Genomic DNA, 22,215 nt, shown 5'->3' with positions numbered 1-22,215 from the left:
CGACGGAACCCCGCCTGTACGATGGCGCGTCGTGGCTGTGCCGGTGGTAGACCCTTCGCTGAATCCCCTGACCGACGCCGATCCGGCCGAGGCCGAGTCGACACGGCGGCCTCGACGCCGCCCGGCCCGAGCCGACCTGCTGGCCCTCGGAGCCTATGTCCTGCTGGGCGTCTTCGTCTGCCTCAACTACTGGGGTGACGTCACCGGCCGGGTCTCCTCGCACCTGCCCACCGACCACAGCTGGTTCGAGTGGCTGTTCGCGCACGGCGCGTACTCGGTGCGGCACCTGGAGAACCCGCTGTTCACGGCCCAGCAGAACGCCCCGGACGGGGTGAACATGATGGCCAACACCTCGCTGCTCGGGGTGACAGTGCCGCTGGCCCCGCTGACCATGCTGCTCGGCCCGCAGGTGATGTACGCGCTCTACCTCGGTGCGGCGCTGGCCGCCACCGCCGGCACCGGCTACTGGATGCTCTCCCGCCACCTGGTGCGCTCCCGGGCGGCGGCCTTCGTCGGCGGCGCGTTCCTCGGCTTCGCGCCGGGAATCATCCACCACGCCAACGGCCAGCCCAACTTCGTGTCCAACTTCCTGCTGCCGCTGATCGTGGTGCGGGTGCTGCGCCTCGGCGAGCCCGGCCGGTGGCGGCGCAACGGGTTGGTGCTCGGGGCGCTGGTGACGTACCAGATCTTCATCAACGAGGAGATGCTGCTGCTCACCGCGCTGGCCTGCCTGGTCGTCGTGCTGGCGTACGCCGTGCAGCGCCCGGCGGCCACCCGGGCCGTCGCCGGCACGTTCCTGGCCGGGCTCGGCGTCGCTGGCGGGTTGGCCCTGGTGCTCGCCGCGTACCCGATCTGGTTCCAGTTCAACGGCCCGCAGTCCTACCGGGGCCTGCAGGGTGGCGTCTTCCACAACTGGGGCGAGGACCTGGTCGCCTTCGTCACCTTCGCCCGGGACACCTGGGCCGGCGACCCGGCAGTGGAGAAGACGATCGGGTTGACCGAGCAGAACACCTGGTTCGGCTGGCCCCTGGTGCTGCTCTCGGTGGTCGCCCTGGTGCTGCTCGTACGCCGATCGTTGCCGGCCCGGATCGCCGCCGTGCTGATCGTCGTCTTCACAGTGGCGTCGATCGGGCCCCGGGTGCGGTTCAACGGCGTCGAGACCGGGGTGCGCGGCCCGTGGTCGTACGTGCCGGACGACCTGCCGCTGGTCGAGATGATGATGCCGACCCGGTTGACGCTGGTGGTGGCCGCCGCGGTGGGCGTACTGCTCGCGCTGACCTGGGACGCCGCGCACCGCCAGGGGCGCCCGGTGGCCGACCAGCCGCGGGTGCCGGCCCAGCGCGTCGGGGAGGCGGCCCCGGCGACGTCCGACGAGCCGAGCCCGCCCGCGCCGGTCGCGGCGGGCCGCCGGTGGCTGCGCCCGGTGGGGTACGCGGCTGTCGCCCTAGCCGTTCTGCCGCTCTTTCCCCGGCCGCTGCCCGCCCAGCAGATCGACCCGCCACCGCACTTCATCAGCGCGGGCGGCTGGCGACCGTACGTGCCGGCGGGTCGAACCCTGGTGCCGGTGCCGATCCCGAGCAACGTGCACGGCCTGCCGACGCTGCGGTGGAGTGCGCTGACCAGGCAGGAGTTCCCCGTCCCGGGCGGCTACTTCATCGGGCCGAACGAGCTGGGCGAGGGTGTCTTCGGCGCGCCGAACCGGCCCACCAGCACCCTCATCTACTCCACGATGGACAAAGGCGCGGTCCCGGTGCTCACCGACGAGAACCGCCGCCAGGCCGTCGAGGACCTGCGGTTCTGGCGGGCGTCGGTGGTCGTGCTCGGGGCGCATCCCCGCGAGGCGGTGCTGCGCGAGCTGGTCACCGGCCTGATCGGGCCGCCCCAGCGGGTCGACGACGTCTGGGTCTGGGACGTCCGCGCGCTGGTGAGCTGATCAGTCGACCTGGTTCCGGACGTCCCACATCCACCCGCCGTCGACCGGTCGGCCCGGCCCGAGCAGGTCGTCGACGGTCCGACGGACCGGCTCGCCGTTGGTCAACTGGCCGAGCACCACCACGGCGGCCCGCCAGTGCCGTAGATCCTCGACGGCCTGGCGGCGGTCGGCGTCGGTGAGCACCGGCGCCGTGCCGGTCTCGGCGACCCGCCGCAGCAGCACCGACGTTGGGCGGTCCGGCGCGCCCCAGCGGGCCGCCGGGTCGTCCGGGCCGCTCGGGCCGATGAAGTAACCGCCCGGCGTGGGAAACGCCAGACCGGTACGGGCGGACCAGAGCATCGCCGGGCTCTGCGCCGCGCCGGTGACCGGCGGAACGGCGACCACCGTCCGGCCGGGCGGCACCAGCGGACGCCACCCGCCGTCGGCGACGAACCCCGGCACCGGCGTGACCGGCACCACCCGGATCGGCGTCGGGACCAGCGGCAGCAACGCGGCGGCCACCGCGCCGGCCCAGAGCAGCCGCACCGGCAGCCCGGGTGCGGCCGACAGCCGGCGCGCCGCCCGCACCCGGTCCAGGGAGAGCGCCACCAGCACACCCAGCACCGGTACGCAGACCAGCGCGAACCGGGCCGGCACCGCGAGGTCGAGCAGGGGCAGCCCGGCGACCAGCCGGTACGGCCCCGGAATGCCGGTGGCGGTGCCGTCGACCCGCAGCTCGGTGCCGAGGGAGAGCAGCGCGAACACCAGCCCACAGCCGGCCAGCGCGCGGACCAGCGGCTGTCGCCACAGCCAGATCACGATCACCACGGCGAGCACCAGCAGCCCCGGGCCGAAGAAGGAGTTCTCCTCGGTCGGGTTCGGCGCGAGAAGGCCCGGCAGCCAGTCGTCGCCGAGCACGGTCTGCCGGGCCGACGCGGTGAACGACGCGGCGTCCAACTGGAAGGCGTGCGTGGCGAACGCCATCCCGGAGTAGTGCTGCGGGCCGTGGAACTGGAACCACAGCGGGTACGCCAGCGGCACCGCCGCCACCCCGGCCGCCACCGCCAGCCGGCCGAGGAGGGCCGGGGCGAGCTGCCGGGCGGCCACCCGGTCGGCGAGCGCGTAGCCCAGCGCGAACACCCCCGCCGCGAGCGCCAGGAAGACCAGCACCTCCTCACCGATGAAGACCTGCCAGACCAGCAGCAGCCCGAGGACGATGCCGGGCCGCCACACGCCGACGAGCCGGTGCGCCGGGTCCACGGCGGGCCGGAACACCAGGGCGAGGATCGGGGGCACCAGGAACTGCGCGGCGATGTGCAGGTGCGCGCCCGCCTGGGCGATCATTCCCGGGGCGAAGCCGCAGATCAGCCCACCGACCGCGGCGGCGGAACGGGTGGTGACCAGCCGGCGGCGCAGCAGCGCGTACCAGGCGGCGGCCGTGCCGGCGAGGCAGCAGACGACCGCCACGCAGAACGCCACCTGCGAGCCGAGGAGCAGGGTGACCGGGGTCAACGGGACACCCAGGCCGAGCACCGAGGTGTTCGCCATCAGGTTGACCCCGTCGGGCGCGTTCAACCCGGCACTGTGGAGGGGGTTGTCCCCCGCGACCACGGCGTGCGCCGCGTGGGCCAGCATCCACTCGAAGAGGATCTGGTCGCCCGCCTGGTGGAACAGCCGCCCCGGCTGGCCCCACTGGGCGCTGGTCAGCACCGCGGCCAGGCCCAGATAGCCGACCACCACCAGCAGGTCCCGCAGCCAGACCGGACGGGACGTCCGCACCACCGCCGGGGGCGAGGTGGCCGGGGACGTCGTCCCGGTGGTCATCAGACCGAACGGTCGGTCAGCGCCCGGACGTCCCACACCCAGACGTCCAGCTCCTGGCGGCAGGGGCCGACCAGGTCCTCGACGGTACGCCGCAACGGCTCGGCGTTCTGCTGACGGAGCGGCAGCACAAGGATCGCGGCCCGCCAGTGACGCAGCTCGTCGGCGAAGCGGCGGCGTTGCCGGTCGTCGAGCTTCGGCATCCGCCCGGTGGTCGCCACCTCCTCCAGCATCTGACCCACCCCGCTGGGTCGGCCACCGAACCGACCCGCGTCACCGGTGTTGCCGTTGCGCGGGGCGAGGAAGTAACCGCCGGGGATCTTGAAGTCGAGGTTGGTGGTCGCCGCCCAGCGCATGCCGTGCGTGTTACCCATACTGGGCACCGGGATCGGCACCAGCGTCTGGTCCGGCCCGACGTACGCCCGCCAGCGGTCGGCCGTGATGAAGTCCGGCACCGGCGGTCGGGAGACCATCCGCAGCGGCATCGGAGCGATCGGCAGCAGCGCGAACGCCAGGCCCGCCGCGGTGAGCGTCCGCACTGTGCGCCGGTCGGCCGGTCGCAACGCCCAGGCCCGCTCGACGGCGAGCGCGAGCAGCAGACCGATCACCACGCTGGTGATCAGACCGAACCGGGTCGGCACCACCGCGTCCAGCAACGGCAGGTGGACCAGCAACTGCCACGGCCCGTCGACCAGCTCACGGTCCCACCAGGAGACCCGCTCACCGAGCGACAGGACGGCGAAGAACAGGCCGGTCACCGCGAGCGCCCGGACGATCAGCTCCCGGCGCAGCCAGACCACGATGCCGATGGCGAGCATGGACAGGCTCCAGCCGAAGAACGCGTTCTCCTCCGAGTAGTTCGGCGCCAGGTTGATGTTGGCTCGCTGGTTGCCGCCGAGGGTGGGCGAGCCGGGGGCGAAGAAGGCGGCGATGTCGTTGCCGTAGTCCTTCACCGCGTCGCTGAGCCCGTGGTAGGCCATCGGCCCGGCGAACTGCACGTACAGGGGGTACGCCAGCAGCGCCCCGGCCAGCAGCGTGCAGGTCACCACGCCGATGCCGAGCGGTCGCCAGGCCGCCGACCAGCGGGCGGGTTCCTGCGCGAGCACGGCCAGCAGGAACACCCCGCAGGCCAGCGCCGTGAAGAGCAGGATCTCCTCGTTGATGAACGCCTGCGCGGTGACCAGCAGGGCGAGCAGCACCCCGTCCCGGACCGGCCGACGGGACCGGGTGAGCACCAGCACCCGCCAGACGATGAACGGCAGCAGGAACTGGCTGATGATGTTCGGGTGCCAACTGGCGTGCGACAGCATCGCGGGCGAGAAGCCGCAGAACCAGCCGCCGACCGCCGCCGCCAGCGGCGTACGCACCAGATGGCGGGAGAGCATGAGGTACCAGGCCATGGCGGTGCCGGCGAGGCCCAGTGTCACCAGCACCACGAAGGAGACCGCCGGCCCGAAGAGCAGCGTCACCGGGACCATCGGGATACCCAGCGCCAGCACGGCCGTGTTGGCCATCAGGTTGACGCCGTCGGGGTAGTTGAGCTGCTCGGTGTAGAACGGGTACTCGCCGTGCAGCACCACGCGTACCGAGTGGGCGAGGAAGAACTGCACCTGGGCCGGGTCACCGGTGTAGAGCGAGGCCACCCGACCGGACGGGTCCAGCCAGATCCGACTGGTCACCCAGAGCGCGGCGAGCAGGAACAGGCCACCCACCGAGAGGTGTTGCCGTCGCCGGGTCCAGCGACGCCACCGCGCCCGCGTCGGTACGACCTCCGCGCCGTCGGCCACCGCCACGTCCTCCGCCGGCGTTGCGGGCTCGGACGGCATCGCGGGCCCTGACGGCGCGTCCGGGTCCGTCGGTGCTTCGGGCTCGGCCGGTGCTTCGGCGGGGGCGGTGGCGGCGAAGAGGCCGCCCGGTGTGCGGTAGCTCACCATCTCGTCGGGGCCGGTTGCGGCCTCCGGGTGCGGCGCGGGCAGGGCGCGGGACTCGGCAGGCGTCACAGTCGGCGGAGTCTACCGGAGCAACGAAAACGCACTAAAGCCCCGGTGACGTCCATTGTGGTGGGTCTGACGGCGACCACCTGGGGTCCCGCACCGGACATCTCGTACTATGGCGCTTTCCGACAGCGACGGCGAGGCGATCGGGGGCGGACCAGGTGACTCCAGGCCGTCGGCACGGCAGGGCGCTTCCCGTCCTGCTCACCGCGCTGCTGGCCGCCACGGCCTGCGGTCCGGTGGCCGAGAGGAAGCCGCAGGATCTGCGGGTCGGCTACGACAGCCTGGACGGCGCGTTGGTCGTGTGGCCGCCCCGGGGCGACCTCTCGGGGGACGCCACGGCGACGGCAGCGGTCACCAGGACGGTCCGCGACTGGCGGTCACCGGCCGATGACCGCGCGCACCTGCCCTCGTCCGGCATCCTCTTCTCCGGCCGGGTCGACGGCGCGCCGGTGGCACTCGTGGCCGCCGACGTGCCCGGCGAGAGCGCCTCCTGGCTGCTGCAACTCACCCGTGACGGCGACCGGTACGCGGTGACCCGCGCCACCGAGTACACCGACCCGGGCTACCTCGTCTATTCCGACGTTCTGCCGGTGCAGACCGCCGCCGGCCGCCGCTACCTGGTCTCGGCGCGGGTGCAGACGCTGGTCGGGCCACAGGATCGGACGTTGCCCGTCACGGACGGCCTCAGCGCGCCGGTCGACGTGCCGTCCTGCACCGCGGTCGGAGTGACAGCGACCCTGCGGACCACCGAGTCGCTGCCCCGCGGGCGAGCCGCGGACCGGCTGCTCGACCTGGGCACCGGCACCGTCGACCCACGCTATCCGCTGGTCCGCGACGAGTCCGGCACCGGCCGGAGGGCGCTCACCGGGCTGGACACCTGCGTGCTGGGCGGTGACCGGGGCCCGTTCGGCAGCATCCCCCGCCGGATCGGCGACCGGGACGCGCCGCGCTCGGTGCCGACGTCCTGGCCGATGGCGAAACTAACCGTCCGCTCGCTCGGCGAGGTCGCCCTCGGCGGTGGTGAGGCAGCCGAGTTGCAGCAGCTCAGCTGGGACACCGACGCCGGCGCGATGACCGCTGTGGTCTACCGACCGGCCGACGGGAGCGCGCCCGTCGTCTCACCCGCCGACCGGGCCACCCCGTTGCAGGCGTACCAGTTGCCGGTGCCCGGCCAGCCGCTCGTGGTGCTGAGCTGGCGAGCCACCCGGGAAAGCTCCCTGTCCGTTCCGCCGGGCACTCCCCTGCTGGTCGAGCGCCCCGGCCTGGCGGTCATCCCCGGCCCGTCCCGTTCCCAGACCTACAGCCTCGCCAACACCGACAAGACCCACTACCGCTCGGTGAAGCCAACCAACTGACCCGCTCGTGGGACGACGACGGCGGGCGTCCCCGGGAGGGGGGTGCCCGCCGTCCGTCGTTTCGTCAGTTCTGCGCGGCCGCGTCGCTGGGGGTGAGGCGGTCCGGGGTGGCGTCCAGGCCAGAGATCCAGCCGGTCACGTTGCGCGCCACGTCCTGGGCGGTCAGGCCCAGGTCCGCGAGGATCTGCGCGCGGGTGCCGTGCGGGTGCCACTCGGCCGGTACGCCCAGGTCCTTGAGCGGCACCCGGACGTCGGCGTCGCGCATGGCCTGGGCGAGCGCGTCGCCCACCCCGCCGACCCGGACCCCGTCCTCGACGCTGACCACGAGCCGGTGGCGGGCGGCCAGGTCGACCAGCTCCGCCGGGACCGGACGCACCCAGCGGGGGTCGACGACGGTGACGCCGTAGCCCTGCTCGGCGACCCGGGCAGCCACCTCCATGCCCAGCTGGCCGAACGAGCCGACAGCGACCAGCAGCACGTCGGTACGCGCCGACTCGGCCAACACGTCGACCGGGCCGACCCTGCGCAGCGCCGGCAGGTCCGCGGCGACCGCGCCGGTCGGGAAGCGCACCACGGTGGGGCCGTCGTCGACGGCCACCGCCTCGCGCAGCTCCTCCCGCAGCGTGGCGGCGTCACGGGGAGCGGCGATCCGTAGCCCGGGCACCACCCCGAAGACCGACATGTCCCAGATGCCGTAGTGGCTGGGGCCGTCCGGGCCGGTGATGCCCGCCCGGTCCAACACGAAGGTCACCGGCAGCTTGTGCATCGCCACGTCCAGCAGGACCTGGTCGAAGGCGCGGTTGAGGAAGGTGGCGTAGACCGCGACCACCGGGTGCAGACCGCCGAGCGCCAGCCCGGCCGCCGAGGTGGCGGCGTGCTGCTCGGCGATGCCCACGTCGTACACCCGCTCGGGGTACTTGCGAGCCAGCTTGGCGATGCCGGTCGGCTCGGCCATCGCGGCGGTGATGCCCACCACGTCCGGCCGCTCGTCGGCGACGGCCAGCAGCTCGTCGGCGAAGACGTGCGTCCACTTCACCGACGGCGCGGCCAGCAGCGCGCCGGTCTCGACGTCGAAGGCGCTGCTCGGGCCGTGCAGGCAGTCCGCCTCGTCCTCCTCGGCCGGGCGGTAGCCGTAGCCCTTGCGGGTGACCGCGTGCACGATCACCGGGCCGCCGAAGTTCTTCGCCGCGCGCAGCGCCGCCTCGACGGCCGCCACGTCGTGCCCGTCCACCGGGCCCACGTACTTGATGCCCAGGTCCTCGAACATGGCCTGCGGGGCGACCGCGTCCTTGATGCCCTTCTTGACCGCGTGCAGCACCTCGTACATCGGCTTGCCGACCAGCGGCGTGGAGCCGAGGGCGTCCTTGACGGTGTCGAGGACCTTCTCGTAGCCGGGGTTGAGCCGCAGCGAGGAGAGGTGGTCGGCCAGCCCGCCGATGGTCGGCGAGTAGGACCGGCCGTTGTCGTTGACCACGATCACGAGGGAGTTGCCGGCGGTGGCGATGTTGTTCAGCGCCTCCCAGCACATGCCACCGGTGAGCGCGCCGTCGCCGACCACGGCCACGACGCTGCGGGCCTCACCACGCAGCGCGTACGCCTTGGCGAGGCCGTCGGCGTAGGAGAGCGCGGTGGAGGCGTGCGAGTTCTCGATGAGGTCGTGCTCGCTCTCCGCCTGGCTGGGGTAGCCGGAGAGGCCACCGCGCTGACGGAGCTTGTCGAAGCCGGCCTGGCGCCCGGTGAGGATCTTGTGCACGTACGCCTGGTGGCCGGTGTCGAACAGGAGCCGGTCCCGGGGCGAGTCGAAGACGCGGTGCATGGCCAGCGTCAGCTCGACCACACCGAGGTTGGGCCCGACGTGCCCGCCGGTGCGGGAGACCTTGGCGATCAGGAAGTCCCGGATCTCGGCGGCGAGGACGTCCAGCTCCTCGCCCGACATCCGCTTGACGTCCTGCGGACCGCGTACCGTCCCCAGCAGCCGGCCGTGGTTGGCCGTGTCCTCTTCAACACTCATGACCGGAGAGTCTATCGGCCGCCCGGTACTCCGCAGCCTGGGCCGAGAGGCCCGGGCCGTGCGGGCCGGCTGAGCCCCTGGTCAGAGCGCGATCCGCGGCGGGAGCAGCAGCCCCACCTGCTCGACGTGCTGTGTCATCGGGAACAGGTCGAAGCCCCGCAGCGCCGCCAGCCGCCAACCGAGCTCGGTGAAGGTGCGGACGTCCCGGGCGAAGGCCGCCGGGTCACAGGCCACGTACGCGACCGCTCGCGGGCCGGCGGCGACGATGTCACGCACCACCTGGGCGCCCGCGCCGGAGCGCGGCGGGTCGAGCACCACCACGTCGACCGGGCCGGTGATCCGTCGGCGGGTCAGCGCGGTCTCCACCCGGGCGGCGACCACCTCGACCTGGGGCAGGTCGGCCAGGTTGGCCCGGGCCGCGTCCACCCCGTCCCGGCTCGACTCGACCAGGGTGATCCGGGCGTCGCCGACCCGTGCGGCGAGGGCCGCGGCGAACAGCCCAGCGCCGCCGTAGAGGTCCCATCCGGTCTCGCCCGGCTGTGGGTCCAGCAGGTCCAGCACCGCCGCGCAGAGGGTGTCCGCCGCGGCCGGGTGCACCTGCCAGAACGCGGACGCGGGCAGCGTCCAGTCCCGTCCGGCGGCCACCTCGCGGACCTCGGCCGGCCCACTCACCAGGGTGGGCACCCCGTCGCGGATCTCCGTGACGGTCACGTCCCCGCCGGTGCTGGCGATCGTCTCGACCCCCTCGGCGGCCGGCCAGCGCTCGGTGAGCACCGGCAGCTGCTGAATGGCCGGGTGGGCGATCCGGCAACGGTCGATCGGCACCACCTCGTGCGACCGGTGCTTGAGCAGGCCGGCCCGGTCCGCGGCGTCCACGGCGTACCGGACCCGGGAGCGCCAGCCGAGCAGCCCGCCGGGCAGCGCCTCGACCCGGACGCCGAGCTTGTCCAGCGCGGCGTCGGTCAGCCCGCCGAGGCGGACCAGCTGCTCGCGCATCACGGCGGTCTTCCAGGCCAGTTGCGCGTCCGGGGCGACGTGTTGCAGGTCGCAGCCGCCACACGCGCCCGGCCGGGCGTACGGGCAGGGCGGCTCGACCCGGTCCGGTGAGGGGTCCAGCACCGTCACCGCGTCGGCCCGGACGAACCCCCGGTGCACCTCGGTGACCTCGGCGATGACCCGTTCACCGGGCAGCGCGTGCCGGACGAAGACGACCTGCCCGTCCACCCGTGCCACGCAGTGCCCGCCGGGGGCGACCGCGTTGACGGTCAGCTCGACCCGTTCCGCCTCGGCCAGCCCACGCTCGGGTGCCGGTGGCACCGGGGTTGTCGCGGTTCGCTGCCCGCCCGACTCAGTCACGGCCGTTTCCTTCCGTTGCGCGGTCCGCCGGGCCGCCCTCACCAGGCGGCGGCGGAGAAACCACCGGCGGTGCGGAGACCAGCGGCGGCACGGTGCCGCGCGGCCCCCGTGCCGGTGTCCGGGACAGTGTGGCGTCCAGCCGGTCCAGGTTCTTGCTCGCTGTCGACGCGAGCTGCCACGGCACGCTGACCACCATCACCCCCGGTTCGAAGAGCAGTCGGCCCTTGAGGCGCAGGGCGCTCTGGTTGTGCAGCAGGTTCTCCCACCAGCGGCCGACCACGTACTCCGGGATGAAGACGGTGACCACGTCGCGGGGTGACTTGCGGCGGGTGGAGGCGACGAAGTCCAGGATCGGGCGGGTGATCTCCCGGTACGGCGAGTCGATCACGGTGAGCGGGATGGCCATCTCCCGCCGCTCCCAGTCGGCCTGCAGGTCCCGGGTGTCCTTGTCGTCCACGTTGACGGTCACGGCGGTCAGCGTGTCCGGCCGGGTGGCCCGGGCGTAGGCGATGGCCCGCAGTGTCGGCTGGTGCAGTTTGCTGACCAGCACGATCGCGTGGTTGCGGGCGGGCAGCGTGGCCCGGCCCTCGTCCGGCGGGGTCAGCTCGACGGCGATCCGGTCGTAGTGCCGGCGGATGGCCAGCATCAGCACGTAGATCACCGCCATCGCGGCGATCGCGATCCAGGCGCCGAGCAGGAACTTCGTGACCAGGACGATCACCAGCACCGTGCCGGTCAGGCCCATGCCGAACGTGTTGATCGCCCGGGACCGGTACATCTTGCGGCGCGCCTCCGGGTCCCGCTCGGTCCGCAGGTGCCGGTTCCAGTGCCGGATCATGCCGGCCTGGGAGACGGTGAACGAGACGAAGACCCCGACGATGTAGAGCTGGATCAGCTTCGTCACCTCGGCCTGGAAGCCGACGATCAGCACGATCGCGAAGAGGGCCAGGAAGGTGATGCCGTTGGAGAACGCCAGCCGGTCGCCGCGGGTGTGGAACTGGCGGGGCAGGTAGCGGTCCTGCGCGAGGATCGAACCGAGCACCGGGAACCCGTTGAACGCGGTGTTAGCGGCCAGGAACAGGATCAGGGCGGTCACCCCGGCCAGCACGTAGAGCAGGATCGACCCGGAACCGAAGACCGTCTCACCGAGCTGGGTGGTGACGGTCTTCTGCACGTACCCCTCGGGGCCGGAGACGATCTGGAGGCTCGGATCCTCGACGAACTGCAGGTGGGTCAGCCGGGCCAGCCAGATGATCCCGACCAGCATGCTCACCGAGATGGTGCCGAGCAGCAAGAGGGTGGTGGCCGCGTTGCGGCTCTTCGGCGCCTTGAACGCCGGCACACCGTTGGAGATCGCCTCCACGCCGGTAAGCGCGGCGGCGCCCGAGCTGAACGTCCGCAGCAGCAGGAAGATGAGCGCGAACCCGGTCACGCTGTGCTCGGCCTGGATCACCAGGTCGGCGCTCGGGGCACGGAGGTCGTCGCCCAGCACGAAGACCCGGAACAGCCCGGTGAGCAGCATCCCGAGCATCACGATCACGAAACCGTAGGTGGGGATGGCGAACGCCGTGCCCGACTCGCGCAGCCCGCGCAGGTTGACAGCGGTCAGCAGCACCACCGCGATCACCGCGATCAGGACCTTGTGGGTGGCCACGAAGGGCACCACCGAGCCGAGGTTGGCCACCCCGGAGGAGACCGACACCGCCACCGTGAGCACGTAGTCGACCAGCAGCGCGCTCGCCACACCGACGCCGAACTTCGGGCCCAGGTTGACAGTGGCCACCTCGTAGTCGCCACCACCGGACGGGTAGGCGTACACGTTCTGCCGGTAGCTGGCCACCACGGTGAGCATCACCACGACCACTGCCAGCGCGATCCACGGAGAGAACAGGAACGCCGAGGCGCCGGCGATGGAGAGGGTGAGCAGGATCTCGTCGGGCGCGTACGCGACGCTGGACAGCGCGTCGGAGGCGAACACGGGCAGCGCGATGCGCTTCGGCAGGAGGGTGTGCTGGAGCCGGTCGGACCGGAACGGTCGACCGAGGAGGAGCCGCTTCAGCAGCGAGGTGGGACTGGCCACGAACGCCAAGGGTACGACCACCACGGCGAGGGCGCGGGGGTGGGCGATCACGGCTGCTCACGACGACGGGGTACGGTCGGTCCCCGCTTCCCACCGGGACGTGGCAGGCTCGCACTCGGAGGCCACCGGAAGCGGGGGCGGTACGCACCTTGGGAGGGACAGCGTGCACGTCGTGATCATGGGATGTGGCCGGGTCGGGTCGACCCTCGCCCACAGCCTGGAGTCCCGAGGGCACTCGGTGGCGGTGATCGACCAGGACGCCGACGCGTTCCGCCGGCTCGGCCCCGACTTCGCCGGGATCACGGTGACCGGGGTCGGCTTCGACGGCGAGGTTCTCCAACAGGCCGGCATCGAGCGCGCGGACGCCTTCGCGGCGGTGTCGAGCGGCGACAACTCCAACATCATCTCGGCGAGGTTGGCACGCGAGACGTTCGGCGTGTCCCGGGTCGCCGCCCGCATCTACGACCAGCGCCGGGCGCAGGTCTACGAGCGGCTGGGCATCCCCACCGTCGCGACAGTGCGCTGGACGGCCGACCGGATGCTGCGGCACCTGGTGCCGGAGGGCAACGTGGAGATCTTCCGCGACCCCACGAGCACCGTGTCGATCGTCGAGGTGCCGGTCCACAAGGACTGGATCGGCCGGTCGGTGCGCACGCTGGAGGAGGCGTCCGGCGCACGGATCGCCTACCTGATCCGCTTCGGCATCGGCACGCTGCCCACCGGCTCCACCGTCGTACAGGAGGGTGACCAGGTGTTCATGCTGGTCAGCGATGACATCGTGGCGACGGTCACGTCGGTGGCGGCGGCGCCGCCGGAAGGGGGGCACTGAGCCATGCGGGTCGCCATCGCGGGCGCGGGCAACGTGGGCCGCTCCATCGCCCAGGAGCTGATCGACAACGGCCACCAGGTGATGCTGATCGAACGCCAGCCCAAGATGCTGCGCCCGGACCGGGTGCCTGCGGCCGAATGGGTGCTCGCCGACGCGTGCGAGGTCGCCAGCCTGGAGGAGGCCAACGTCGCCGGGTGCGACGTGGTGGTCGCGGCGACCGGCGACGACAAGACCAACCTGGTGCTGTCGCTGCTCGCCAAGACCGAGTTCGCGGTGCCGCGCGTGGTGGCCCGGGTCAACCGGGCCGAGAACGAGTGGCTGTTCACCGAGCAGTGGGGCGTCGACGTCGCGGTGAGCAAGCCGCGGGTGATGGCCGCGCTGGTCGAGGAGGCGGTCACCGTCGGCGACCTGGTCCGGCTGATGACCTTCCGCCAGGGTGAGGCGAACCTGGTCGAGATCACCCTGCCGCCGACCGCGCCCTACGTCGGTCAGCCGATCCACGCCGTGCCGCTGCCCCGCGACTCCGCGCTGGTGGCGATCCTGCGTGGCAAGCGGGTCCTGGTGCCCAGCCCGGACGACCCGATCGAGGCCGGCGACGAGCTGATCTTCGTCTGCACCGCCGAGGTGGAGGACCAGGTCCGCGCGGTGATCCTCGGGCCGGACAGCGTCGAGCGGACCCGCGGCTCACGCTGAGCCGACGGGCCGTTCGGTCAGGCGCCGGGCAGCGGGGTCGGCGACGACTCCCGGGTGACCCGGCGCACCGTCCAGACCGTGATCAGCAGCAGCAGCGCGTACGGCGGGTAGCCCAGCGCCAGCCGGGCCACGCCCAGCGCGGTGTCCTGGTGGGCCAGGTAGAGCCCGGCCTGCACGCCCACCTTGGCCAGCCAGACCACGCCCCAGAGCACGGTGAGCTGGGTGAAGGTGCGCACCAGCTTCGGGTCGGTGCGCCATTCCGAGCGGCCCTTGGCGACCAGCACCGACCAGATCCAGCCCACCAGCGGCTGCCGGATCGCCGCCGAGATCAGCAGGGCGACGCCGTACCCGATGCCGTAGAGGATGCCGGGAAGGTAGAAATCGCGCTCGTCGCCGGTGCGCCAGGCGATGGCCGCGCCGACGCCGACGCCGAACAGCCCGTTGATGGCATGCCGGATCGGCCGACGCTGGGCCAGCCGCAGCCCGGCGATCAGCAGCGCGACGGAGACCGAGGCGATCACCGCCGGTCGCAGCTCGCCGATGATGTTGGCGAGAACGAAGACCACGACCGGGATGCTCGACTCGACCAGCCCCCGCCAGCCGCCGAGCTGGTCGGCCATCTGCTCGGCGATCGTCGGCAGCGGCTCCTCCTCCGGAGGGCCGGTCTCCGGCTGCGCCGCCCGGTGCTGTCCCGTCGTCATCGCCGGCCTTCCGTCCGCAACGCCGTCACTTCGGCGAGTCCAGCTCGTAGTAGGGGTTGTAGATGACCTTGCGCTCGTCGCGCACCGCCACCCGGCCACGGGCGGTCAGGTGCCGGCCCGGCTCGATCCCGGCGATGTGCCGTCGACCCAACCAGACCAGGGTGACCACGTCGCTGCCGTCATACAGGTCGGCCTCCAGGGTGGGCAGGTTGGTGCGCGGCGTGTAGACCACCGTGCGCAGCCGACCGGCGACCGACACCAGTTGACCCCGGGAGCACTGCTGTGCCGGGATCCCGCCGCACTGGGCGCTCTCGCGCCGCAGCTCCTGCGCGTCTATCTCGGCCTCGCTGGCGGTGAACCGTTGCAGGATGCGCCGCAGCGACACCCGGCCCTCGTCGGTCGTCATGACCTCCGCGTCACCCTCTCCACGCTCGCCGTCCCCGGCCGGCACCGGCGGCGCCGGAACCGTGCCGCCAGCGTACGCCGACGGGGCTGGTTCCGGCGGGCCGGTGCGCGCGGGTCAGACCTGGCGCGGCTCGGCGGCGGCGGCGCCCGCCTCGGCGTCGGCCTGATCGGCGATCTCGCGGGGCAGCCGCAGCGGCAGCGGCTCGCGGACCGGCTTGGCCTCCTGGCCACGGTCGACCACCAGGCCGTCCAGGCACTCCACCAGCGGCCCGGCCACGGCCGGGTTGGTGGCCACCGGGCCCTGGAACACGCCGCGGACCATCCAGCGCGGCCCGTCGATGCCGACGAACCGCAGGTTCGTCGGGCCGTCCGGGGTGTTCACCTGGGCGTGCAGCTCCGGGCCGTACTCGCCCTCGACCTCCTGCGCGCTCGCGCCGTCGCGCAGCAGGGACTGCCGGATCTCCTCGCGCACCTCGCCCCAGATCCCCTCGGACCGGGGGGCGGCGAAGACGCCCAGCTGGAGTGCGTTGTCGCCATGCACCAGCACCACCTGCTGGACCACACCCTGCGGGTCGGCCTGCACCCGCACCTCGACGTCGGCGATCGCCGGGATGTGCAGGCTGCCCAGGTCGAGTCGCTGCACGTCGTCGTAGCTCTCGGAGATGTCGTACGGGCCGCGCTCCAACGTCGGCGCCGCATCGCCCTGGTCGGGGACCTGGGTGGCCCGCTCGTCACGGGTCTGCCGCTCGGCGTCGGCCCGCTTTCGGGAGAAGATCACTGCGCCTGCCCTCCGCTGTTCACACTCACCCTGCCACCTCTTCCGTCTGCCCGCGGCCCGGCTCGTCTGGCCGCCGCTCGACCCGGTCCTGGCCCGTCGGCGACGGCACCAGCCCGGCGTGCCCGCCGGTCGACCCGTGCCCGCCGACCCCACGCCGGGACGCGGGCAGCTCGACCACCGGCTCGAACCGCGCCCGTGCGACCTGCTGGACCACGAGCTGCGCGATCCGGTCGCCGCGGGAGATCTTCGCCGGCACATGCCGATCATGGTTGATCAGGTTGACCAGGATCTCACCCCGGTAGCCGGCGTCGACCGTACCGGGCGCGTTGAGCACCGTCACGCCGAGCCTGGCCGCCAGACCAGAACGGGGATGGACCAGACCCACGTACCCCTCCGGCAGCGCGATTGCCACGCCGGTGGGCACCAGGGCACGGCCACCGGGCGGAAGTTCCACGTCCGCGGCCGCCACCAGGTCGGCCCCGGCGTCGCCGGGATGGGCGTACGTGGGCAGCGGCAGCTCGGAGTCGAGCAGCTGCACGGGCACGGGTACGACGTCGGTCACGGGTCCCCTCTTCCGTCCGGTTCTCGGGGTGACCCTGCCATCCTGCCGGTTCGCCGAGCCGCCGTGCGCCGTACCCTCGCAGGAGTGAGCATGTCGCCCTCTCCCTCCGCCGATCAGCCGCCGGTCGACGCCCGCCCGGCGTACGCCGAACGGTTGGGTCTGCCCTGGTGGCTGTGGCTGGCCGGGCTGGTGGCCGCCGCGCTGCTGGCCGTCGAGATCTGGATGGGCGCCGCCGGCGTGCGCGCCTGGCTGCCGTTCGTCGTGCTGCTGCCTCTCACCGCGGCAGGGCTGTGGTGGCTCGGCCGGATCCGGATCGGGGTCGCCGACTCCGAGCTGCGGGTGGACGACGCCCGCCTGCCGGTCCGCTTCGTGGCCGACGTGGTGCCGCTGGACGTGGCCGGCCGCCGTGAGGTGCTCGGGGTCGGCGCGGACCCGCTCGCCTTCGTGGTGCAGCGGCCGTGGATCGGCGGCGCCGTGCAGGTGGTGCTCGACGACCCGGCCGATCCGACCCCGTTCTGGGTGGTGAGCACGCGGCACCCCGTCGAGCTGGCGGAGGCGGTGCTGGCCGAGCGGGACGCTCTGGCGCTCTCCCGACCCACCACGGGTGAGCAGGGCTGATCCGCCGCCGCCGACCCGGTCAGGTGCCGGTCGGTGGGCCGGGCAGGGCCGCCGGTGGCGCGGGTCGGGCGATGCCCCGCCGGCGCAGGTCCACCTGAAGCTGCTCGGCCATCTGCTGGGTGGCCCGGCGGTTGAGGAAGCTGGCTACAGCCGCGCCGGTCAGGAACGGCCCGAGCGTGGTGAGGTTGCGACCGAAACGCCGCAGCAGCATGTCCCGCAGTTCCTTGCGGGCCGCAGTGCCGAGCACCGCGCCCACCCCCACGCCGGGCACCATCGGGTTGACCCCACGCTGGGTGGCCCAGGAGTGCACCAGGGCGACCGCCCGTTGGCTGCCGCCCTCCGGTAGCGCCACGCCGTGGACCTCGTGCAGCTCACCGACCAGTTTCAGTTCCACCGACACCACGGCGACGGTCTCGGCGGCGAGCAGCACCGGCGCGGAGAGCAGGGTCGGGGCGACCGTCCACTCGACGGCGGCGACTCCCCCGCCGGCCGCGCCGATCGCGGCGGTGGCCCGGGACGCGTTGCGGATGAGCCGGTCGGCCAGTGCGGCGTCGTCCAGGCCGGGGAAATGGCGGCGCAGGGTGGCCAGGTCCCGCACCGGGATGTGCGGGGCGACCTCGGTGACGGTGTCGACCATCCAGCGCACGGCGGCACGGGGCTTGAACAGGTCGGAGATGCCACGGGCGCGGGCCTGCCCGACCATCCGGGTCAGCAGTTGGCGGCGACGGGCCGGAGCGAGGTCGTCCGCGGTCAACGCCGCGACGGTGGCGCCGAGGTCGTCCGTGCCGCCGGTGGCACCAAGGCTGCCCGTGCCATCGTCGGTGGTGCCGCCTCGATCGCTCATCGGACCTCCCGGTGCTGTGGCTACCCGCTACGAGTCAAGCAGGTACCCACTACCGGCGCATGCCTACACCAGCAGCGGCGGCCCCGTTCAGGAGGCCGCCGCCGGTGTCGTGGTTGTCAGACGCACTCGCGGCAGATCAACTCGCCGTTACGCTCGACTGCCAGCTGGCTACGGTGATGTACCAGGAAGCAGCGGGCGCACCGGAACTCGTCCTGCTGCATCGGAAGCACCTTGACCGTGAGCTCCTCGTCGGCCAGATCGGCACCGGGCAGCTCGAAGCTCTCGGCCACCTCGGCCTCGTCGACGTCCACCGCGCCCGACTGTGAGTCGACGCGCCGTGCCTTGAGCTCTTCCAGGCTGTCCTCGCCGAGGTCGACCTCGTCGCGACGCGGGGCGTCGTAGTCGGTGGCCATCGGTTTCACTCTCCCATATCGATGTTGTCGCTTCCGGTTGTAACGCCGGACGACGCTGTTTCGGTTCCGCTGGCCGGCCACCACTTGTGTCGGGCACCCGACCCGAGGACCGAACGGGTCGAGCTCGCTGGGGCGACTCCCCTGCGAGCGCGGAACCTTACCCCCCCTTGGGCGAGGCATGTATACCGCCCTTGCGGCTGAGATGTACGCCCCCGCACGCGAAGTTGTTCCCAATGTGATTCAGGCGACACGAAGATAGGGGTAGTAGTACCCGGTTCGCGGTCGGCGCGCCGGCATGTCGGGCTGTTTCCACGCGACGGCCGGACAACCGTTAACCTCAGCGGCGTATTCGACGGCCGGCGGCCAGTCTGATCGTTGCCGGCCGCCGCCACCCACCTGAGGTCCCGGGAGTGCCCAGATGAGTTTTGCGCGAGTGCGAGCACTCGTCGTCGTCGGCCTGCTCGGGGTGCTGGCCCTGGCGTTCGTGGTCACCGCCATCATCCGGGACACCCAGGGGAAGGCGGGCACGGCCGCGGGCTGCCCGGAGGGTTGGCCGCTGGCCGACGTGACACTGCACGAGCCCAAGGACGTCAAGATCAACGTGTTCAACACGACCGAGGAGCGCGGCCGGGCCGGCGCCGTCGCGGACGACTTCCGCAACCGCAAGTTCCAGGTGAAGAAGGTCGGCAACGACCCCAAGGAGATCGACGACGTGGCAGTGCTGCGCTACGGCCCGAAGGGCGTCGGCTCCGCGCACCTGCTGCAGGCGTACTTCCTCAACAACGCCGTGCCGGGCTACGACGAGAAGCGCACCGACGACGTCGTGGACGTGGTGCTGGGCAACGGCTTCCAGCAGCTCGCCACCACGACCGAGGTCAACCAGTCCCTCGGTGACATCGGCGCGCCACGGGCACCCAAGGGCTCCTGCCCGTCCCCCGTCGCCAAGTGACGGCCTGACCGCCCTGACGGCCGCTCAGGGCCCGCCAGCGGCATCCAGCTCGGCCAGCCGGTCGTGCAGCGGCCCGAAGAGCGCGGGCGGGGCCGCGACCACCAGATCGGGCCCCGGCGGCCCACCGGCCAGGCCGGCGACACGCACGCCCGCCTCGGCGGCCACCAGCCCGCCGGCCGCCAGGTCCCAGGCCGCGAGGCCCTTCTCGAAGTACGCGTCGAGCCGACCCTCCGCGACCAGGCAGAGATCCAGCGCGGCGGCACCGAGCCGACGGATGTCCCGGACGTGTGCGATCAGCCCGGCCACCACCTGGGCCTGGTGCGTGCGGCGTCCGGCGTCGTAGCCGAAGCCGGTGCCGACCAGCGCCTGCCCCAGGTCAGTCTCGCCGGAGCAGCGCAACCGGACACCGTCGCGCCAGGCCCCGCCCCCGACCGTGGCCGTCCACTCCTCGCCGGTGCTCACGTTGCGCACCACGCCGGCGACCACCACCCCGTCCACCTCGGCGGCCAGCGACACCGCGCTGTACGGCAGCCCGTAGAGGTAGTTGACGGTGCCGTCGATCGGGTCGATGATCCAGCGCACCCCGCCCGGCGCGACCGGCCCGGTGTCCCGAATGCCGTATTCTTCGCCGAGCACCGCGTCGTCCGGCCGCAACTGCTTCAGCGCGTCGAGCACCTGCCGTTCGACCGCCCGGTCCGCCGCGGTGACCACGTCGGTGACAGTGCTCTTGGTCGCCGTCACCGAGACACCCTCGACCCGCATCCGGTACGCGGTGGCCGCCGCGTCGCGCGCGACGCCCAGTGCGACCGCCAAAAGTTCCCGAGGTGAAGGCGCCGAACGGTCCATCCCAACGTCCCCTTCCACGCGACCGGGGCGTTCCGCGCCCCGCGCGAGTATCATCCTTACAAAGTCCACATCAGCGCCGAATCGGCGGTCCCACCGCCGTTAAGCAGTGCGGCGCAGGAAGATCGCGGCAGACGGCGTTACAATTCACCCCTGCCCACGCGCCACGGACCGCCGACCACCGGCCGGTCCGGGACACGGGGGTCCCTCAACCACACTGCCCGGCCCGGTTGCCCCACGCTGTGCCGGACAACCCGGCCGTGCCCGCTCTTCGCCTCCGGAAGGTCATTCGTGACAGAACCCCGCCAGACCGGCGCCGACGTTCGCTCGCTCACCGACACCCTGATCGCCCACGCGCAGAGCGCCGGTGGTCAGCTCACGTCGGCCCAGCTCGCGCGCACCGTCGAGTCCGCCGAGGTGACTCCGGCCCAGGCCAAGAAGATTCTGCGGGCGCTCTCCGAGGCGGGAGTGACCGTGGTGGTGGACGGCTCGGCGAGCACCCGCCGCCGCGTCGCCGCGGCCCGTTCGACCACGCCGGCGTCCCGGGCCACCACTGCCAAGACCACCAAGAAGGCCGCGGCGCCCGCCCCGAAGCAGGCGCCCGCCTCCGACGACGCGCCGTCCGCGCCTGCCCCGCGCAAGGTGGCCGCCCGCAAGGCCACCCCCGCCGAGGGCGGTGCGACGCCGGCGAAGGCCACCAAGTCGACCCGGGCCACCAAGGCCACGGTCGCCGCCGCTGGCGCCAAGGCCGGCACCAAGGCCAAGGGCGAGGGCGCCGAGGGTGAGATCGACCCGGAGGAGCTGGCCGCCGCCATCGAGGACGTGGTGGTCGAGGAGCCGGCCGAGCTGGCCCAGGCCGCCGAGACCGACGCCGCCGCCTCGGCGACCGACAACGACTTCGAGTGGGACGACGAGGAGTCCGAGGCCCTCAAGCAGGCCCGGCGCGACGCCGAGCTGACCGCCTCGGCCGACTCGGTCCGTGCGTACCTGAAGCAGATCGGCAAGGTTCCGCTGCTCAACGCCGAGCAGGAGGTGGAGCTGGCCAAGCGGATCGAGGCCGGGCTCTACGCCGCCGAGCGGCTGCGCGCGGCCGACGAGGGCGAGGAGAAGCTCGTCCGGGACATGGTCCGTGACCTGGGCTGGATCACCCGCGACGGCGAGCGGGCCAAGAACCACCTCTTGGAGGCGAACCTCCGACTGGTGGTGTCGCTGGCCAAGAGGTACACGGGCCGTGGCATGGCGTTCCTCGACCTGATCCAGGAGGGCAACCTCGGCCTGATCCGCGCGGTGGAGAAGTTCGACTACACCAAGGGCTACAAGTTCTCCACGTACGCCACCTGGTGGATCCGGCAGGCGATCACCCGCGCGATGGCCGACCAGGCCCGCACCATCCGCATCCCGGTGCACATGGTCGAGGTCATCAACAAGCTTGGCCGCATACAGCGTGAGCTGCTCCAGGACCTGGGCCGCGAGCCGACTCCGGAGGAGCTGGCCAAGGAGATGGACATCACACCCGAGAAGGTGCTGGAGATCCAGCAGTACGCTCGGGAGCCCATCTCACTGGACCAGACCATCGGCGACGAGGGCGACAGCCAACTCGGTGACTTCATCGAGGACTCCGAGGCCGTGGTCGCGGTGGACGCGGTTTCGTTCTCGCTCCTGCAGGACCAGCTCCAGCAGGTGCTGCAGACGCTCTCCGAGCGTGAGGCGGGTGTGGTACGCCTGCGCTTCGGCCTGACCGACGGTCAGCCGCGGACGCTGGACGAGATCGGCCAGGTCTACGGGGTGACCCGGGAGCGGATCCGGCAGATCGAGTCCAAGACGATGTCCAAACTGCGTCACCCGTCCCGGTCGCAGGTCCTCCGGGATTACCTGGACTGAGCGGGTTTCGTCAACCGAACGTGTCGTTTTGACCACCTGGTGTGCAACACCAGATGGTGATCGTCCGGATGCACGAATGTGATCGTTGACGTGGCACCCTGGGTGCACGGCACACTGTCCCTGCCAGGTGTGACCTCGGTCCCCCGCGGGCACACAGGGAAGGCAGT

The 22,215-nt window shown here is 72.4% G+C and carries 19 protein-coding genes; 7 read left to right on the top strand and 12 right to left on the bottom strand.

Annotated features, from left to right (window positions below):
* Positions 1-43 precede the first annotated feature (43 nt).
* Positions 44-1,933, top strand: a complete 1,890-nt coding sequence (locus tag CLT68_RS14310) for a DUF6311 domain-containing protein (protein ID WP_199177223.1) — start codon at positions 44-46, stop codon at positions 1,931-1,933.
* Here CLT68_RS14310 and CLT68_RS14305 read toward each other — a convergent pair whose 3' ends face one another.
* Together CLT68_RS14305 and CLT68_RS14300 are read right to left on the bottom strand one after the other, a co-directional pair.
* Positions 1,934-3,736, bottom strand: a complete 1,803-nt coding sequence (locus tag CLT68_RS14305; protein ID WP_099851431.1) for a DUF6311 domain-containing protein — start codon at positions 3,734-3,736, stop codon at positions 1,934-1,936. It lies immediately after the preceding gene.
* Entirely contained in the window at positions 3,736-5,559 is a 1,824-nt protein-coding gene (locus CLT68_RS14300) for a DUF6311 domain-containing protein (protein ID WP_486482431.1), read from the bottom strand. The genes CLT68_RS14305 and CLT68_RS14300 overlap by 1 nt, the downstream gene beginning before the upstream one ends.
* Before the next feature lie 329 nt (positions 5,560-5,888).
* Here CLT68_RS14300 and CLT68_RS14295 point away from each other — a divergent pair, with 329 nt between their 5' ends.
* Positions 5,889-7,085 (top strand): hypothetical protein, encoded by a 1,197-nt coding sequence (locus CLT68_RS14295; protein ID WP_099851429.1) that lies wholly within the window; start codon positions 5,889-5,891, stop codon positions 7,083-7,085.
* A 64-nt stretch (positions 7,086-7,149) separates the two neighbouring features.
* On the opposite strand, the gene dxs is transcribed toward CLT68_RS14295, so the two are convergent.
* The 3 genes from dxs to CLT68_RS14280 form a co-directional block, all read right to left on the bottom strand.
* On the bottom strand, positions 7,150-9,096 hold the full coding sequence (dxs, locus tag CLT68_RS14290; RefSeq protein ID WP_088946814.1) for a 1-deoxy-D-xylulose-5-phosphate synthase: 1,947 nt from the start codon (positions 9,094-9,096) through the stop codon (positions 7,150-7,152).
* Positions 9,097-9,177: 81 nt separating this feature from the next.
* Complete coding sequence (locus CLT68_RS14285; protein ID WP_099857145.1) at positions 9,178-10,413, bottom strand: TRAM domain-containing protein; 1,236 nt, start codon at positions 10,411-10,413, stop codon at positions 9,178-9,180.
* 31 nt (positions 10,414-10,444) lie between these two features.
* The gene (locus CLT68_RS14280; RefSeq protein ID WP_099857143.1) at positions 10,445-12,532 is read right to left on the bottom strand and encodes an APC family permease; all 2,088 of its coding nucleotides are present in this window, start codon (positions 12,530-12,532) and stop codon (positions 10,445-10,447) included.
* A 163-nt stretch (positions 12,533-12,695) separates the two neighbouring features.
* Between CLT68_RS14280 and CLT68_RS14275 the strand changes: the two genes are divergently transcribed.
* The gene (locus tag CLT68_RS14275) at positions 12,696-13,361 is read left to right on the top strand and encodes a potassium channel family protein (RefSeq protein WP_099851427.1); all 666 of its coding nucleotides are present in this window, start codon (positions 12,696-12,698) and stop codon (positions 13,359-13,361) included.
* A 3-nt stretch (positions 13,362-13,364) separates the two neighbouring features.
* Positions 13,365-14,054, top strand: a complete 690-nt coding sequence (locus tag CLT68_RS14270) for a potassium channel family protein (RefSeq protein ID WP_099851425.1) — start codon at positions 13,365-13,367, stop codon at positions 14,052-14,054.
* 17 nt (positions 14,055-14,071) lie between these two features.
* Here CLT68_RS14270 and CLT68_RS14265 read toward each other — a convergent pair whose 3' ends face one another.
* From CLT68_RS14265 to dut, 4 genes are all read right to left on the bottom strand, one after another.
* On the bottom strand, positions 14,072-14,755 hold the full coding sequence (locus tag CLT68_RS14265; RefSeq protein ID WP_099851424.1) for a DUF3159 domain-containing protein: 684 nt from the start codon (positions 14,753-14,755) through the stop codon (positions 14,072-14,074).
* Positions 14,756-14,780: 25 nt separating this feature from the next.
* Positions 14,781-15,161: an OB-fold nucleic acid binding domain-containing protein gene (locus tag CLT68_RS14260; protein WP_088951536.1), complete on the bottom strand. Its 381-nt coding sequence runs from the start codon at positions 15,159-15,161 to the stop codon at positions 14,781-14,783.
* 114 nt (positions 15,162-15,275) lie between these two features.
* Entirely contained in the window at positions 15,276-15,938 is a 663-nt protein-coding gene (locus tag CLT68_RS14255) for a DUF3710 domain-containing protein (protein WP_099851422.1), read from the bottom strand.
* Positions 15,939-15,963: 25 nt separating this feature from the next.
* Positions 15,964-16,500, bottom strand: coding sequence for a dUTP diphosphatase (gene dut, locus CLT68_RS14250; protein ID WP_099851421.1), 537 nt, complete (start codon positions 16,498-16,500; stop codon positions 15,964-15,966).
* A 90-nt stretch (positions 16,501-16,590) separates the two neighbouring features.
* Between dut and CLT68_RS14245 the strand changes: the two genes are divergently transcribed.
* Positions 16,591-17,118, top strand: coding sequence for a DUF3093 domain-containing protein (locus CLT68_RS14245; RefSeq protein WP_099851419.1), 528 nt, complete (start codon positions 16,591-16,593; stop codon positions 17,116-17,118).
* Between the two features lie 19 nt (positions 17,119-17,137).
* On the opposite strand, the gene CLT68_RS14240 is transcribed toward CLT68_RS14245, so the two are convergent.
* Together CLT68_RS14240 and CLT68_RS14235 are read right to left on the bottom strand one after the other, a co-directional pair.
* Positions 17,138-17,962, bottom strand: coding sequence for a hypothetical protein (locus CLT68_RS14240; RefSeq protein ID WP_099851418.1), 825 nt, complete (start codon positions 17,960-17,962; stop codon positions 17,138-17,140).
* Positions 17,963-18,078: 116 nt separating this feature from the next.
* On the bottom strand, positions 18,079-18,375 hold the full coding sequence (locus tag CLT68_RS14235) for a DUF4193 domain-containing protein (protein ID WP_007075406.1): 297 nt from the start codon (positions 18,373-18,375) through the stop codon (positions 18,079-18,081).
* Between the two features lie 433 nt (positions 18,376-18,808).
* Here CLT68_RS14235 and CLT68_RS14230 point away from each other — a divergent pair, with 433 nt between their 5' ends.
* The gene (locus CLT68_RS14230) at positions 18,809-19,324 is read left to right on the top strand and encodes a LytR C-terminal domain-containing protein (RefSeq protein ID WP_199177222.1); all 516 of its coding nucleotides are present in this window, start codon (positions 18,809-18,811) and stop codon (positions 19,322-19,324) included.
* A 24-nt stretch (positions 19,325-19,348) separates the two neighbouring features.
* On the opposite strand, the gene CLT68_RS14225 is transcribed toward CLT68_RS14230, so the two are convergent.
* A complete protein-coding gene (locus CLT68_RS14225; protein ID WP_099851414.1) occupies positions 19,349-20,170 on the bottom strand; it encodes an inositol monophosphatase family protein in 822 nt (273 codons plus the stop codon).
* Positions 20,171-20,458: 288 nt separating this feature from the next.
* Between CLT68_RS14225 and CLT68_RS14220 the strand changes: the two genes are divergently transcribed.
* Positions 20,459-22,048 (top strand): RNA polymerase sigma factor, encoded by a 1,590-nt coding sequence (locus CLT68_RS14220; RefSeq protein ID WP_099851413.1) that lies wholly within the window; start codon positions 20,459-20,461, stop codon positions 22,046-22,048.
* Positions 22,049-22,215 lie beyond the last annotated feature (167 nt).

The sequence above is a fragment of the Micromonospora sp. CNZ299 genome (genome assembly GCF_002754415.1).
Note: the sequence above shows the minus strand (reverse complement) of the source record. Positions and strands in the feature narration are given on the sequence as shown.

Excerpts from the sequence above, each read along its gene's own strand:
- CLT68_RS14305 (WP_099851431.1), bottom strand. The coding sequence starts at position 3,736 with ATGACCACCGGGACGACGTCCCCGGCCACCTCGCCCCCGGCGGTGGTG.
- CLT68_RS14300 (WP_486482431.1), bottom strand. The coding sequence starts at position 5,559 with ATGCCGTCCGAGCCCGCAACGCCGGCGGAGGACGTGGCGGTGGCCGAC.
- dxs (WP_088946814.1), bottom strand. The coding sequence starts at position 9,096 with ATGAGTGTTGAAGAGGACACGGCCAACCACGGCCGGCTGCTGGGGACG.
- CLT68_RS14270 (WP_099851425.1), top strand. The coding sequence starts at position 13,365 with ATGCGGGTCGCCATCGCGGGCGCGGGCAACGTGGGCCGCTCCATCGCC.
- CLT68_RS14265 (WP_099851424.1), bottom strand. The coding sequence starts at position 14,755 with ATGACGACGGGACAGCACCGGGCGGCGCAGCCGGAGACCGGCCCTCCG.
- CLT68_RS14260 (WP_088951536.1), bottom strand. The coding sequence starts at position 15,161 with ATGACGACCGACGAGGGCCGGGTGTCGCTGCGGCGCATCCTGCAACGG.
- CLT68_RS14245 (WP_099851419.1), top strand. The coding sequence starts at position 16,591 with ATGTCGCCCTCTCCCTCCGCCGATCAGCCGCCGGTCGACGCCCGCCCG.
- CLT68_RS14240 (WP_099851418.1), bottom strand. The coding sequence starts at position 17,962 with ATGAGCGATCGAGGCGGCACCACCGACGATGGCACGGGCAGCCTTGGT.
- CLT68_RS14235 (WP_007075406.1), bottom strand. The coding sequence starts at position 18,375 with ATGGCCACCGACTACGACGCCCCGCGTCGCGACGAGGTCGACCTCGGC.
- CLT68_RS14225 (WP_099851414.1), bottom strand. The coding sequence starts at position 20,170 with ATGGACCGTTCGGCGCCTTCACCTCGGGAACTTTTGGCGGTCGCACTG.